Below are 15,031 nucleotides of genomic sequence, written 5' to 3' on the forward strand. Positions count from 1 at the left end.
ATTACTTTACCCCAGAGTTTGCTGAGTAACTAAATTTCAAATAGCTTTGTGCTTTTTCTAAAATTGCAAAAGCTTCTTTTAAGTTACGCTGCTCAAAAGGAGATAATAAATGAGGGTCTAAATCGTTGTCGGGTTCTTCCCCTTGTTCAATTTGCCACGCTTGGTGACGGATCCGCATCATGGCAATATATTCTAGCGCATCTCTCAAATCTTGTGCTTTGCCTTGCGGTAGAAGCTTGGCTTCAATAATATCTTCTAAGCGTTCGAACGAGTTTTGCTTACGTGATCCAACCGCCAATGCGTGAACCCGAATAACATCTGAAAGCGGCGCTGTGCCTCTGCGCTTTAAATTCATAGAACGTTTATGCTGACCGTTGTGCTCCATAACAAAGCCTTTAAAAAACCCCAATGGTGGGGTTCTGTTGCGAGCATTTGCAGCCATATTAGCTAAAAATACGCGATTAACTTTGCTTTGTTTGGCAATAAATATTTTAAGCTCATCGGCCCATTTGGTTTTACCCCACACCCCGTCTAAATCAAAAAATATGGAGCTATTTAGTAAGGCTTGCGGTTTAGGCAGCTCTATCCACTGAGCAAATTGCTCAAACCATTGTGCACGTGTTTTTCGCCATTTTTTAAATGACGCCATTATTTCGCCATCACAATAGGTATAACCGCATTGAGCTAAACCATCACAAACAAAATCGGCAATATTTTGAAAATACGTATCATGAAGTTCAACATCATAATCATCATCTAGAATGAGCGCGTTATCTTGATCAGTAACAATGAGTTGCTCATCCCGCGCCATTGAACCTAATGCGATAAAACAGTATGCAACCGGCGGCGGCCCATACTTTTCTTCGGCTAATACCAGTAACCTTTGTTTAAAAGTGCGGCCAATCACAGCCATTGCCGTGCCAATCATATGCGAGTTTGCATCTTCATTTACCATGCGTACAAACACATTCGGCAGCTGGCGTGCATAGTGGGTTAAATCTTCAATCGATTGCTGCGCAAGTATTCCACGTACCAATAGCAAGCTGCTTTGTGATTCATAGCGTAAAATATCAGAAAGAGAAATAACCCCAATTGGACGGCGTTTTTGGACCACCGGTAAGTGATGTAAGTTATCACGTAGCATCGCAAGTACAGCTTCGAAAACATAGGCATTGGCATCTAATAAAACCAAGTTTGTAGACATTATTGTATGCGCGGGTGTGTCAAATGCCAGCCCATGAGCAATGACTTTGGTACGTAAATCTTTGTCTGTGATAATACCAACAACTTGACCATCATCTTCCTCTGGGTCGTCGTTAATAGGTTTGGTACTATCAGTAACTAAAACCGATGACACCGATTCATCAGTCATAAGCTGGGCAACTTGTTGCACCGTTGAATCAGTATTAACTGTTACCACATCACGGTGGATCAGCGATTTTACTTTTGCCGTGGTTAAATCATTACCATCGGCTTGTTCAACAATTGCCTGATGTAAACGAACATTACCATCCGTTTCAAAATAGTCAGCAAATGAATCAAATTCGTCGCAATAGCGGTTAAATAGTTCAACATTAATGCAATACACTAGCGTATCTTCAAGTGCTTTAGCTGGAAAGCGAACCTTGCGATTCATCAGTAAACCCATCTGCCCAAATATACCGGCAGTGGTTAAACGATTATCCAGTTCCCCATTACGTCGATACATTTCAACAGAGCCGCTTCTGATCACATAAAGATCGGCGATATCTTGACCAAATAATAAAATATCGGTGTGCGCTCTAAAGTAGGCGACTTCAACCTGTTGCGCGAGCTCATTGATTGCTTTACTCGGTAGGCTGTCAAAAGGCGGGTGTTGTGCTAAAAACTGCGCGATTTCTACTTGTTCGGCTTGCATAAAAAAAACCTGTTGGGGATAGCTTTCCCAAGTGTGAGCCTAATTAACTTATTTTTCAAAGATAAATAGTTAATTAGGCTATTTTAATTGTGATTTACTCTACCTTATCAAGCTCCTGCGCAAGTTGCTTACTTTCATCACCACGGGGGGTAGTAAAGCGCGCTAAGCCCAAGTAAATTACCGGTGTTAAATACAACGTAAATAGCACCGCTAAAGACAAGCCACCAAACACGACCCAGCCAATCGCATTACGTGCCTCAGCCCCCGCTCCGGTTGATAATATTAGCGGCAGTGCACCTAGTAAGGTTGATATCAAGGTCATAGTAATTGGTCTTAAACGTACTAATGCTGCTTGCTCTACAGCTTTACGAACAGTTAAACCTTGGTCGCGCAATTGGTCAGCAAATTCAACTAACAAAATCGCGTTTTTCGCGATTAAACCAATTAACATCACCAAACCTATTTGCGAGTAAATATTTAACGAAGTACCAGTTAAATACAGTGCTAAAATTGCTGATGTAATACCAAACGGTACCGTTACCATCACCACCACGGCGCTATTAACATTTTCAAACTGTGCAGCTAATACTAAAAATACGATTAAAAATGCCAGTATGTAAGTGATAAATACTTCATTAGAAGTTTCTTCAAAGGTTAAAGCTTCACCTTTAAATGCCAAGCTAATGCCACTTGGTAGCGTTTGCTCTGAAATATCACGTAATTGCGATACCAGCTGTGCAATACTCATGTCCGCCGGCAGTTCCATATCAAGCTCGATAGCACGACGCTGTGCGTGGCGTTCAAGCTCAGCGGCAACACCTTCTTCTGTTATGGTTGCAACGCTACTCAGTGGTACTAACTGACCGTTATTTGCACTGATATATAAATTAGCGAGATCACTGGGATCTTTAATGGTTTGATTTTGTGCTTGCAGAATAATCGGTACCGATTGGTCACCAATATTTAAATCTGCAATATCATCGCCATTTATCGCAGCACGTAAGGTGATTGATATATCACTCAGTGACACCCCTAATTCCTCTGCACGGCGTCTATCAATATTAACGCGCAATTGCGGCTGTGATGGCTGATATGAAATACGCACGTTGTCAATCGACGGGATAGTCTGCTCAACCTGTGCAGCAAAATCTTGTGCGGCCTTATAAATCTGCAGGTAATCTTGCCCTAATAGTGCCAGCTCAATACCGCCACCTTGACCGCGTAAATTTAAACTATTTGACCCAGACGGATAACCTGCCGCCCCAGGAATATTACCCAGCGGACCTCGAATTTTATTAATGATCTCTTGCTGTGAAAAATGACGCTCATCCCAGTGTTTTAAAGGCACGGTAATAAACACAATATTTGGATCCCACTGCCCTACAACAGTATAAATAGATTCAATTTCGCCGCTTTGCACATACGGCAGCAAAATATCTTCCATTTGCATTGCTTGACGGTCCATAAAATTCAAACCAACACCGTCAGGGCCCCGAGCAAAGATACGTATTTTTCCGCGATCTTCTGAAGGCAGTAATTCATTATCTAAATTGAGATACAAAGCACCCGAACCCGCAGCGACTAATATACTAGCTATAAACGTAAGCCACGCATGATCAAGCACCCAATGAATGGTTTTAGTATAAATATTAGCAAGCCAATGACCTATTTTAGCAAATGGGTGTTTACCACCTTGTTTGAGTTTTAGCTTTGAGGTGAGCGCTGGCACTAATGAAAGCGCTACAAAGCTTGAAATGATCACCGCTCCCGCAAGTACCCCACCAAACTCCCTAAATAATCGCCCTGCGGTTGAGGGTAAAAAAGCGATAGGAACAAATACCGCCGCTAACACCGCTGTCGTTGCGACAACAGCAAAAAACACTTCTCGCGTGCCAATTACCGCAGCAGCACGGCGGCCAAGACCTAAACCGCGTTGACGTTGAATGTTTTCGCTGACCACAATCGCATCATCAACAATCAACCCCGTTGCTAACACTAATGCCAGCAAAGTAAGTATATTGATTGAAAAACCCAGTGCCCATATCAACGCTAATGAACCAACCAAGGCAACAGGAATTGCAAATGCAGGCACTAAAGTCGCGCGCCAAGAGCCGATAAATACCCATAATGTAATGATCACCAGCAGCACAGTTAGCACCAGTGAGTAAATCACCTCATCAACTGAGCTCCTGATAAATTGTGCATCATCAGAAGTTAAAGTAAATTTCAGCTCCGGAAAACGCGTTTGCATTTTTGCTAATAAACTTAATACTTCGTCAGATATTTCAATGGTATTTGACTGTGCTTGACGTATAACTTCCATGCCAATCACTGGCTGGCCGTTTAAGCGCACCATAGAGCGAGGATCCGCAGGACCAAAATACACCGCCGCAATATCACCAATACGCGTACCATCACGAATAATAATATCGGCCACTTGCTCAGCGGTAACTGAGGTTGCATCTGCGCGCACTATAATTTGATGATCCGTCGATTTCAAACTACCTGCCGGTACATCAAATGGCGCTTGGCGCAGTACTTGGGCTACATCAGGAACGGTTAAATTAAAACTGGTTAATTTAAGTGGATCAAGACGCACCCGTAAAACACGTTTTCGGTCACCATTTAAACGTACATCGGCCACACCTGGAATGGTTAAAAACTGCGGTGCTAAATCAACCTCAACCAGTTCAGTCAACGCTTCAAGGGCTATGGTATCGCTTGATACGGTTAGCGATACAACCGCCTCAGCATCATTATCAGCCTTGATAATAGAAACGCGCTCAACTTCTTCAGGCAACTCACGTTGTACACGTGCTACCGACTCACGGGTTTCATTCGCAGCATCATCAAGGTCAACACCAGCACGAAACTCAACAACAATCCGTGCGTTACCTTCTTCACTTTGTGCGCGAATAGTTTTTACACCACTTACGCGGGCTACCGCCCCTTCAAGTTTACTGGTTACTTCGGTATCAACAGTCTCTGGGGAGCCACCAGGAAATGAAGCCGACACCGTGATCCTTGGCGTATCAACATCAGGCAGTTCACGAACTTCAACCCCGGCAATGGCCGCAATACCCGCAATAATGATCAGTAAATTAAGTACTACAATAAGCACTGGGCGGCGAATGGCCATTGAAGGGAGATCTTGCATCATAGGTTGTTGTTTCATACCTACTCCTGCGCTGCTGCAAGCGGCTTGATATAATTAAGCTCTTGCGCTGGGCGTAAACGTTGTACGCCTTCAACTACCAAAATATCGCCTTCGTTTAAAGGCCCAGATACGAGCAAACGACCCGCTAAACGTTGCTGAATTTTAACATCAACGCGAGTTGCCTTTTGCTCAACACTTTTCCATACATAGGGGCCAGTTGCCCCCCATAAAAGCGCAGCTTCAGGCACTGCAGCTAAACTCTGCCCTAATACCTCAATATGTACTCTAAAACTCATACCCGGTAAAAATTGTGCTTGTGCATTATCCAGTTTTGCTTTGACACGCAGCGTACGTGTTTGTGGATCAATGCGTGAGTCAAGATAAGCGACTTGCGCATTTATCGCATCGCTTCCTTGCCACGGCATCACAGTCACATTACCGCTAGTTCTAAGCATTGTAATAGCTGACTCTGGTGCATTAAAATTAATGTATAACGAACGAGTATCATCAATACTGGCGATGGCTGTTTGAGTGGTAATTCGATCGCCAACTTCGACATCCGTTAACCCCATGGTGCCACTAAAAGGTGCTCGTACTTGGCGATCTTCTAATTCGGTTTCGGCTTTAGTCACCGCAACCATAGCTAACTCATACACGGTTTTTGCATCATCTAGATCGCTTTTTGGCACCGCGCCTTTAGCATGACTTTGCTGTAAACGTGTTTGTATTCGTTCACTATCTGCAAGTTTTATTTTCGCTTCATTAAGCGCCGCTTTTTGTCTGCGCGAATCGAGCTCTAATAAAATAGCTCCTGCGGTTACCTGATCACCGGGTTTAAAATGCACAGCCGTGACTTTATCCCCCACTGCAGGATAGAGGATAACAGAGCGAATCGCTTCGGCATTACCAACCGCTTGAACTTGCTCTTTTGCACGTTCCATCGCAACAGGTTCAACAATTACGTTAGCAGCAAATGCCGATGGCATTACCGCTGAACAAGTAATAAAAACACTGACTAAAAGAACTCGTAATTTCAAAAAGATCACCTAATTAATTATTATTTCCATTATGGTACGCAGTGTAACAGTGTTTTGATCAATAAAAAGTCTAGTTCGATTAACTGTCAAAACAATACGTTGAAATACCTTTATAGGGGAAAGTAACTAGGGCAGTGTATTTAATGCTAAGAGGCTAACTAGCTATAAATACCCTATACATAAACAGCCTAATTGGTCAGAATAAGGTATTGTCTTAAATTTACTCATAATGGTAGTTTGAGCTTTTAGAACTAAAAATTGTTGAATTTACGGGTTAATAAACCCTGAAAGTGGTCAAAAATATCTAGTTTATTGCTAAGTACTTTTGAGTAAGTGGGCAAACAGGTATAGTATGCAACAATAGTTTTTATTAGGGTCCACTCTGCTAGTTTATATTTAAAAGGACAATTATGTTTAAGCAAAAATTTACCGATATACATGGTATTACACACCAAGAAGCCGTATTTTTGGTCAACCTTATTAACATCAGTGAACAGCTTTCTAAGCAACTACAATTCGATCACAGCGGAGAAGTTAGCGTTGAGTCTTACGAACATGGCAATGTTGAATTTTCAGCCGTTTATTGGACATCAGCAAAAGCTAAAGAGGACGGTTGTGAGCCGCTGATTTTTATGTATAAAAAAGATGTGTACACACTAGAGCAATGCACTATTGCTGTAGATAACGCTAAAGACATGACACCTGAACAGCTCACCAATGCCGCCGAAGCGCATTTAAAAACATTAATCTAAAGTTAGCATGTATACATGGTGATTTAATAAAAACATCACCGTGTTAACACGCTTATTTAGAACTTAAGATGACACCTATCACAATTATTTACCTAAAAAAGATACTCACCACATAAAAATGCACGACGCACGCCACGGGATACGCAATGGTAATAACCGTATCCACACAATTTATTTGACGTTTCCTTGCAATTGCCATGTATCAACCAATTTGTATTTTGGACTAATTAAAAATTAATAATATGGAAAATACATACTTTAGAGTGCGTGTTTACTTTTTCCTTTTAAAAATATAAATAAATTCCAATCTCACTAATAACATAGAAAAAATGAGCTAAAATTTAAAGTTTGTATTGGTCATCAAATGATGTGGTTTTATCTTTTGTGAACTAATGTCTTATTCCAGATACAGCCTAGGTGCAAGAAAGGTTTATTTGCATAACATTTGCGGTACTTTGTGCAGACTGAGACATAATTTAAAAAAGGGTCCTAGATATGAAAAAATTTATTGCAACGACTACTAAAATTTTTCTGATTTCTACTATGCTACTAAACGCAAAAGTTAATGCGTGTACTCGCCTTGTTTATCATGGCCCAGATAACACGGTGTTGACCGGTAGAAGTATGGATTTTTCTATTAATATCCCTGCAAATTTATGGATTTTCCCCAAGGGGATTGAGCGTAATGGTGAGGTTGGGCCTAACTCAATTAGATGGCGTTCAAAGTATGGAAGCGTAGTCGCAAGCTCATGGGATATTGCAGCACCTGACGGAATGAATGAAAAAGGACTAGTTGCAAACCTATTATGGTTGGTAGCATCTGAATATCCCAAATTTGATTATGATGGTGAGCGTCCAGGTCTTACTATTGCAGCTTGGGCACAGTACGCGCTAGATAATTTCGCAACTGTTGATGAGGCGGTAAAGTTTTTCGAACAAGAAAAGTTTGCAGTTGTATCAGACTTTATTCCTGATACCGATAAGTTCACGACAGTTCACTTATCATTATCTGATGCAAGCGGAGATAGTGCTATTTTTGAGTACATAAGTGGCAAATTAAAAATACATCATGATCGTTCATATAAAGTGATGACTAATGACCCTGTATATGAACAACAACTTGCTATAAAGAGCTATTGGGATACGGTCTCTGGTCAAGACTTTCTCCCAGGTACTGGTAAAGCCGCCGATCGTTTTGTTCGAGCATCTTATTACTTGAGCGTATTACCACAAACTAGTGACCCTAAAATCGCAGCCGCAAGTGTGTTTAGCGTTGTCCGTAATGTTTCAGTTCCTTATGGAATTGCAATCGAGGGGCAACCTCACTTATCTAACACTCGCTGGAGAGTTGTTGCTGATCAGGGGAATTTAATTTACTACTTTGAAAATGCGCTTACTCCAAATGTTGTTTGGGTAGACTTTAATAAAGTGAACTTTGAAAAAAATGCAGATGTCATGAAGTTGCCATTAGATAAAAACCAGACTTATGCTGGGGAATCCAGTTCTTATTTTATTAAATCAAAACCCTTTAAATTTAAAGGGTTAGATAGTAATCCATATTAAAAATTAGTTTACAGTGTAAGTCCGCAATGGTCGATATTAGTTGTGGACTTAATATAGCAAGTTTAAAACCTAGTAAACAGCGAACTAAAGTTTATAACTATTCAGAAGTTCGTGTTGCTCATATATCGTTTAGATCTTAAACGTATCCAATTACTTATATATCCCCCACTGTTGCTGAAAAACTCTAAAAGCTAGGTCAATGCCGCTTTTGGCAACAGTGATGAAATTTTATCAGTGCAGGCCGGAAACAGTATCTAAATTTCAGGCTCTTTATCCGTTGGTTTACTAAGCAAGTCGGCGCGGTATCTGTATTGTATAGCCTTAGCTGCAGATATTTGGGCACGAAAAAACGCGATGACACTTTCTTTGTTTAAGCCTTGTTTTTCTGCTGACAAACTTGCATTGTTAATAATAAATAGCTCGCGCTCTTTATCTTTAATAGCTTGGTTATTATTACTCTTATAAAGCGCAACATCCTCCATGTAACTCAAGCGCAGTTTATTGTTGAAAAAGCTCTTGTGCTGTACTTGCAGCACAAAAATTAGATGAGAGCAGCAAAGGTCAAGATGATTCGAAACATAATATCTTACCTTGTGAATTAGGGGACTGTTATTGTGCAATAAAACCCTAAGGATTAAATTTATTCAATCTTGATTACCATTAAAAAAGCCCCAGACAATGCTGAGGCTTTATAAAACGGTAGTAATAGCTCTACTAAATTACTTTTTGCGCTGTGCGTCTTTTTGCGCTTTTTTAGCCTCTTTACGCTTTTGTAAAACGGCTTGTGCTTCGTTGCCAATATGGCCTTCGCCACGAGCTTGCGCTAATTCAATTTGCTTTTGACGCTCAGCAAATCGTTCACGTTGTTCATCGGTGACATCATCAATACAATGATGACACGAGACACCTTCCATGTACTCTGGTTTGAGTTTTTCGTCTTCAGTGATTGGCATACGACACGCATGACATTGATCGTATGAGCCTTTTTGCAAGTCGTGATCGACTGCTACGCGATTATCAAATACAAAGCACTCACCTTCCCACATGGTTTCTTCTTTTGGCACTTCTTCTAGGTATTTTAAAATGCCGCCTTCAAGATGGTACACATCTTCAAAACCTTGCTCTTTCATGTAAGCAGTTGATTTTTCACAGCGAATACCACCAGTACAAAACATAGCTACTTTTTTATGTTTGCTCGGATCGAGGTTTTCTTTCGCCCACTGCGGAAACTCGCGGAATGTTTTAGTATTTGGGTCTACTGCGTTTTGAAAAGTACCAATTTCGATTTCATAATCGTTACGGGTATCAACTAAAATAACCTCAGGATCTGAAATCAATGCATTCCAATCTTGTGGTTTTACATAACTACCAACCACTTTCAGCGGATCAATCCCTTCAACACCCATTGTGACGATTTCTTTTTTTAGTTTTACCTTAGTACGGTAAAACGGGCATTCATCATCAAATGATTCTTTGCTAACAATGTTATCAAGGTTTGGTTGGCTATCTAACCAGCTTAAAAGGTTGTCAATGCCTTCACGTTTTGCAGAAACTGTGCCGTTGATACCTTCTGCGGCAATTAATAAAGTACCACGTACTTCATTGGCTTCCATCACATCTAACAATGGTTGGCGTAGGGCTTCGTATTCAGGTAAAGAAACAAACTTATAAAGTGCACATACAACAAAGTGCTCGCTGGTTACATTGTCTTTATGGACAGCAGTCATGGTGATTCCTATTTTGCTTTAGCCGTTATTGGCGGTAACCGAATCGTAAATCCGGCGCATAATACATATTGAGGGCGCGTATTTTACGCTTTTTCTAATTAAATGCAAAAAAAGCAGTGATAATTGGCTTTTTACTGTTAGCCGCACTCGGGACTGCGCTATAATAGCGAAATTATTTATACCCAAACAAATTGCTCATTTTGGAGAAACACACTTTGCATTTTACTGATCTTGGGATTGATACTCGCCTTGAAACACAATTAGCGCATCAAGGGATCACCCAGCCCACTGATATTCAGGCCCATGCAGTGCCCACCGCACTGGCAGGCCATGACATTTTCGCCCAGTCTAAAACTGGGTCGGGCAAAACCTTGGCATTTTTATTACCTGCTGTTCAACGGGTTATGAAACAAAAGGCGCTCAGTAAACGTGATCCTCGTGTGCTTATTGTGGCGCCTACTCGTGAACTGGCGACCCAAGTATTTACCCAACTTCGCCTGCTAATTGCAGGTACTAATATTAAAGCGGTGAAAATATTAGGCGGTGAAAACTTTAATGATCAAATTAAAGCACTGCGTAACGACCCGCAATTTGTTATTGCTACACCGGGTCGTTTAGCCGATCACTTAACTCAGCGTTCATTACAGCTAAGTGGCCTTGAGTTACTTATTTTTGATGAAGCTGACCGTATTTTAGATTTAGGTTTTACTGCACAGTTAAAGATGATCAACGAGCAAGCTGATCATCGCCTGCGCCAAACATTATTGTTTTCAGCGACACTGGATCATGCACAAGTCGATGCGTTATCACGTAATTTACTGAAAAAGCCAAAACAAATTACCCTTAGTGCGGCTAACGAACAACATTCAGATATTAAACAAAGCTTATATTTAGCAGATCACCTTGATCATAAAGAAGCGCTGCTTGAGCATTTTTTAAAGCAAGACGAGGTCGGGCAATGCATTATATTTACAGCGACTCGTACAGATACCAGCCGTTTAAGCGAATCACTTAATGCTAAAGGTTTTAAAGCCCAAGCATTAGCAGGTGATTTAGCCCAAAATAAACGTTTAGATATCATGGACGGCTTTAGCCGTGAAAACTTTAAAATTTTAATAACCACCGATGTTGCCTCTCGTGGTCTTGATTTACTGAGCGTAACTCATGTAATCAATTTTGATTTACCTAAACACGCCGAAGAGTATGTGCATCGTATTGGTAGAACTGGTCGAGCTGGCTTTAAAGGCACCGCTATTTCACTGGTCGGTCCTAAAGATTGGTTAAGCTATAAAGCAATTAAATCATTCTTAAATGATGAACTTGAGTTTCATACCGTTGCAGGGTTAAAAGGTAAGTTTAAAGGTTTACGAGAACCAAAACCTGATGCAACATGGGCTAAAGCACAAGAAAATGTAAAGCCTAAAGTAAAAGCTGTGACTAAACGCAAAGCAAAACCTAAAAAGCCACAAGCGCCAATCAAAGCCCCTCTTAATATTGATGGTGATGCACCAATGCGCCGTCGTAAAAAGCCAGAACAGGAATAATTATGAGTTACCTTGGAACCACCCAAACCCTATTCGTTAACGAAGTAAGTAACGAAGGCGCGTACCTTGATGGTCATGATCTGGGTGAAGTTTTTTTACCAAGCAGTGAAATTAAACATGAGCTAGAAGCTGGCGACAGTGTCAGCGTATTTATCTTTTTAGATAATGCTAATCTCGCCACTGCAACAACTAAAAAGCCGTTAGCTCAAGTAGGTGAATACGCCCTACTTCGTGTTAAAGAAATCAACAGCATTGGCGCTTTTTTAGATTGGGGGCTTGATAAAGATGTACTGGCACCGTTCAACGAACAAAAGCCAAGAATGCAAGAAGGCTATTCTTATTTAGTACGTTTGTATTTAGATAACGCCAGTGGCCGTATTTGTGCATCAAATAACTTTAATCGTTTTATCAATAAAACGGAGCCTGAGTACGCGCCGCTGCAAGAAGTACAATTAATTGTCGCTGGCAAAACCGATATTGGCTATAAAGTATTAATAGAAGAAGCACATTACGGCGTTATATTTTACAACATGGTGTTTAAAAACATGTTTGTTGGCCAACGCTTAACTGGATTTATTCAAAAAGTACGTGAAGACGGAAAAATTGACGTTATTCTTGAAAAACCAGGTATGGCAAAAGTAAGTGACTTGGGTGAGAAAATAATGGATAGATTAAAATCCGAAGGCGGTGTTATTGCTTTAGGTGATAAATCGGATCCTGAGACAATTAAAAAAGTTTTCTCAACCAGTAAAGCTAATTATAAAAAAGCCATTGGCGGTTTATTTAAGCAAGGCCTAATTGATATTGAAGCTAAGGCTATTAGGCTTAAGTAAGCGGTCAGCGGTCAGCGGTCAGCGGTCAGCGGTCAGCGGTCAATTTAAAATGATAAAGAAAAGAGTAAAGTGAAAGCTTTACTCTTTTTTGTTTTTATAAGCTCCAATGGCAACTATGAGCGAGGAGCGGACGGTCAGACAAACCCGTTTTTGCTAAGTTAGCTTTTAGTAGATTACTTCAATTTTGGAAAACTCAGCATTACTACCAATATTGAATCTTGCCTCTAATTGGAGCCAGTAAGCCTTGGCAATTACTCACCACGCTAAAAAGGCTAACTTGTAGCGTGGTGAGAAATTAAGGAGCCATCGGCTCCTTAATTTACTTTTTACAAGGACTCAGCTTTGCATATTCAGATAGTAGATCTGAGTGCTCTCTCATCAGTACAGGATCCCTCAAGAAACGCCAACGCCAGAAAGCTGAATATGGATACCTATTTTGGAGCATTACTTTAAGTTGCTTTCTCGCTTTTTCAATATCATCTTCGTCAGAGTCTTCATGACGGATTTTATAGGCTTGCTTTAAGAAGTGCTGTAACTTAATTTCAATCTTTTCGATAAGTGCTTCTCGGGTAATTCCACGGAAAGCAGTGCCAGTTTCGTTAAAACAACGATCAAGGAGTTTTATCGTGTCTTCAACGGCTTTGTCTTTGCATTGCTTGTCCACCTTTTCAAACGTTACGTCTGAGTAGTTGGATGGAGCCATATTCCAGATGATTTTAGTTATCGGATCAACTTGCGCAACATCGAGAATATTCTTGTGCTTCACTCCTTTGATACTGTTACATCTGCGACACGAATAGAACAGATTTTTCCAATCTACTTTAAGGTCTTCATCTTTGTTTTCATGAGGTTCCTTGTGTTCGATTTCAGGAGCATCAGGGTTCAATGTTTCGCAGAGATAGCATTTGCGATAGCACATTTCCCAAAGGGTGTTAACAATTTTCTCACTATTGTATCCTTTGGTCTTCAGTTCAACAGGTTCTTCTAATGGGCGGATAACTTTGAACAACGTTACTCCTCCATTTCATTTTGAGCCCGCTGATCTATGATCATTATCTCGGCTTGCTTTAAAACATTGCTCGAATGCGTATCTAAGTTACGTTCATTTGGTTTAATTCTACGAACAAGATCACAAATCGTTCCCCAATCAGGTTTATTAACTTGAATTTGTGCCGCTAGCTCTTCGATTAATCCATCCAGAATGCTAGATTTGCTTTCAACACCCAATAAGCCTTTTAGAATCGATTCGTATGAATACATCGAAAGGTCTTCTAGCTGCTCATTAGCACTCAAATCATAGATGACCGAGTTACTCACTGATTGGACTACGAAAGGTGAGTGAGTAGTAACGATGAATTGAACTTTAGGGAATGCTTGGTCAAAGAAAGAGAAAATCTTTCTTTGAAGTGATACGTGAAGGTGAGCGTCAATCTCATCAATGAAGACAACACCAGATAGTTCTTTAGCACTAACTTCTTTCAATTCTACTTTCATCAAAAGATCAGCGTAGATGCTAAGAATTGATTGATAGCCTGATGATAGTTTGTCGAATTTGTATGGATCTTTACCATCCTGTTTAATGTAGAAAGACTGCTCTTCAGCGTTATAAACCAACTTGAGGCTTTCATCTTCAAATAGGTATTGTAATTGACTTGCTACATTATCGAACCATTCATCCACTTTTGCACCTTGTGCTTTATCGTCAACACGTGCTAATAGGTGACTACCGTAGTTGTAGAAAGCAACTAGGTAGCGTTCAAATTGAGAACTTGAGTCTTTAGCAAGAGAATTACGCTCGTCGTCTTGCTTTAAGCGAGCAAGACTGTCATTTGAGCCAGAATGAGCAAGAGATTGTTCTCTGACGGCAGGAAAAAAACGAAGTAGTGCTTTTTTTTCGTTGAAATCGGTGCAGTATGTTTCTACTTTCCCAAGTATTACTTTCACCTTATCGATATCAGCAAGTTTTAGTTTTAATTCAATTATTTGCTGCTTATATTGATGAAAATTAGAATTCGTCGGACTAGAGTTTATCAGCCATTGTTCACGATTCCTTATGTCCTCCCTAATTTGGTCTGCGGTTTTATGATTTAATTGCTCGACTTGGGCAGAAATGTTGTCGTGGATTTGTCTTAGGAGGCGGGTTTTACCACAACCATTGCCACCAGTAATGATAAGGTTTTTGCCTTTAAGATCGATTGTTACGTGTTTGTTTGAGTTAGGAATTATCGTATCAATCAATTGAATCGAATTATAATCTTCCATGCTTTTCATTTTTTTAAGGAATCTAATGCAATTCTACTTCTTTTATTGCTCTGATAGAAGGCGATACATTAGAAAAATTATAAGAAAGTGAAGACTGGTGGATTCGATAGTTCTAAGACTCTAACGTATTTCGGGGCAGAAACGAGTTACGCTTGAATGTCCGCTCACTGCATATTCCAGCCTATTCATCGCCAAGTTATTAAGTTTGTATACCCAGAAACAAAAAGAGCAAAGTAAATACTTTGCTCTTAGTTCTTAG

11 protein-coding genes and 1 pseudogene are annotated in these 15,031 nt (G+C 40.4%); 4 read left to right on the forward strand and 8 right to left on the reverse strand.

The annotated features are described in order from the left end of the window. Position 1 precedes the first annotated feature (1 nt). From H5162_RS16985 to H5162_RS16995, 3 genes are all read right to left on the reverse strand, one after another. Positions 2 to 1,897, reverse strand: coding sequence for a putative nucleotidyltransferase substrate binding domain-containing protein (locus H5162_RS16985; RefSeq protein ID WP_182759313.1), 1,896 nt, complete (start codon positions 1,895 to 1,897; stop codon positions 2 to 4). Between the two features lie 94 nt (positions 1,898 to 1,991). Continuing rightward, complete coding sequence (locus H5162_RS16990) at positions 1,992 to 5,072, reverse strand: efflux RND transporter permease subunit (protein WP_182779074.1); 3,081 nt, start codon at positions 5,070 to 5,072, stop codon at positions 1,992 to 1,994. Between the two features lie 2 nt (positions 5,073 to 5,074). Further along, entirely contained in the window at positions 5,075 to 6,091 is a 1,017-nt protein-coding gene (locus tag H5162_RS16995; protein ID WP_182730593.1) for an efflux RND transporter periplasmic adaptor subunit, read from the reverse strand. A 410-nt stretch (positions 6,092 to 6,501) separates the two neighbouring features. Between H5162_RS16995 and H5162_RS17000 the strand changes: the two genes are divergently transcribed. Further along, positions 6,502 to 6,843 (forward strand): hypothetical protein, encoded by a 342-nt coding sequence (locus H5162_RS17000; RefSeq protein ID WP_149982479.1) that lies wholly within the window; start codon positions 6,502 to 6,504, stop codon positions 6,841 to 6,843. A gap of 95 nt (positions 6,844 to 6,938) precedes the next feature. On the opposite strand, the pseudogene H5162_RS21525 reads toward H5162_RS17000, so the two are convergent. After that, a pseudogene (locus H5162_RS21525) lies at positions 6,939 to 7,042 on the reverse strand (transposase); the annotation flags it as partial. Between the two features lie 296 nt (positions 7,043 to 7,338). On the opposite strand from H5162_RS21525, the gene H5162_RS17005 reads away from it, so the two are divergent. After that, positions 7,339 to 8,406, forward strand: a complete 1,068-nt coding sequence (locus tag H5162_RS17005) for a linear amide C-N hydrolase (RefSeq protein WP_182759314.1) — start codon at positions 7,339 to 7,341, stop codon at positions 8,404 to 8,406. 254 nt (positions 8,407 to 8,660) lie between these two features. Here the strand turns inward: H5162_RS17005 and H5162_RS17010 are convergent, their stop codons facing one another. Both H5162_RS17010 and H5162_RS17015 read right to left on the reverse strand, forming a co-directional pair. Then, positions 8,661 to 8,888 carry a chorismate mutase gene (locus H5162_RS17010; RefSeq protein WP_182779076.1) on the reverse strand — a complete coding sequence of 76 codons (228 nt, stop codon included), beginning with the start codon at positions 8,886 to 8,888 and terminating at the stop codon, positions 8,661 to 8,663. Between the two features lie 237 nt (positions 8,889 to 9,125). Further along, positions 9,126 to 10,133, reverse strand: a complete 1,008-nt coding sequence (locus H5162_RS17015; protein ID WP_145233236.1) for a rhodanese-related sulfurtransferase — start codon at positions 10,131 to 10,133, stop codon at positions 9,126 to 9,128. 215 nt (positions 10,134 to 10,348) lie between these two features. On the opposite strand from H5162_RS17015, the gene H5162_RS17020 reads away from it, so the two are divergent. Both H5162_RS17020 and H5162_RS17025 read left to right on the forward strand, forming a co-directional pair. Next, positions 10,349 to 11,677, forward strand: coding sequence for a DEAD/DEAH box helicase (locus tag H5162_RS17020; protein ID WP_145233234.1), 1,329 nt, complete (start codon positions 10,349 to 10,351; stop codon positions 11,675 to 11,677). 2 nt (positions 11,678 to 11,679) lie between these two features. Then, complete coding sequence (locus H5162_RS17025; RefSeq protein ID WP_182719011.1) at positions 11,680 to 12,510, forward strand: S1 RNA-binding domain-containing protein; 831 nt, start codon at positions 11,680 to 11,682, stop codon at positions 12,508 to 12,510. A gap of 319 nt (positions 12,511 to 12,829) precedes the next feature. Here the strand turns inward: H5162_RS17025 and H5162_RS17030 are convergent, their stop codons facing one another. Together H5162_RS17030 and H5162_RS17035 are read right to left on the reverse strand one after the other, a co-directional pair. Further along, positions 12,830 to 13,519 carry an HNH endonuclease gene (locus tag H5162_RS17030; protein WP_182779092.1) on the reverse strand — a complete coding sequence of 230 codons (690 nt, stop codon included), beginning with the start codon at positions 13,517 to 13,519 and terminating at the stop codon, positions 12,830 to 12,832. A 2-nt stretch (positions 13,520 to 13,521) separates the two neighbouring features. Continuing rightward, a complete protein-coding gene (locus H5162_RS17035; protein ID WP_182779094.1) occupies positions 13,522 to 14,772 on the reverse strand; it encodes an AAA family ATPase in 1,251 nt (416 codons plus the stop codon). Positions 14,773 to 15,031: the final 259 nt, after the last annotated feature.

This window comes from Pseudoalteromonas sp. SR41-8 (assembly GCF_014163915.1).
Classification (GTDB): Bacteria; Pseudomonadota; Gammaproteobacteria; order Enterobacterales; family Alteromonadaceae; genus Pseudoalteromonas; species Pseudoalteromonas rhizosphaerae.

What these genes read in the sequence shown, in the direction of transcription:
- H5162_RS16985 (WP_182759313.1), bottom strand. Translation starts at nt 1,897, where the DNA reads ATGCAAGCCGAACAAGTAGAAATCGCGCAGTTTTTAGCACAACACCCG.
- H5162_RS16990 (WP_182779074.1), bottom strand. Translation starts at nt 5,072, where the DNA reads ATGAAACAACAACCTATGATGCAAGATCTCCCTTCAATGGCCATTCGC.
- H5162_RS17000 (WP_149982479.1), top strand. Translation starts at nt 6,502, where the DNA reads ATGTTTAAGCAAAAATTTACCGATATACATGGTATTACACACCAAGAA.
- H5162_RS17005 (WP_182759314.1), top strand. Translation starts at nt 7,339, where the DNA reads ATGAAAAAATTTATTGCAACGACTACTAAAATTTTTCTGATTTCTACT.
- H5162_RS17010 (WP_182779076.1), bottom strand. Translation starts at nt 8,888, where the DNA reads ATGGAGGATGTTGCGCTTTATAAGAGTAATAATAACCAAGCTATTAAA.
- H5162_RS17015 (WP_145233236.1), bottom strand. Translation starts at nt 10,133, where the DNA reads ATGACTGCTGTCCATAAAGACAATGTAACCAGCGAGCACTTTGTTGTA.
- H5162_RS17025 (WP_182719011.1), top strand. Translation starts at nt 11,680, where the DNA reads ATGAGTTACCTTGGAACCACCCAAACCCTATTCGTTAACGAAGTAAGT.
- H5162_RS17035 (WP_182779094.1), bottom strand. Translation starts at nt 14,772, where the DNA reads ATGGAAGATTATAATTCGATTCAATTGATTGATACGATAATTCCTAAC.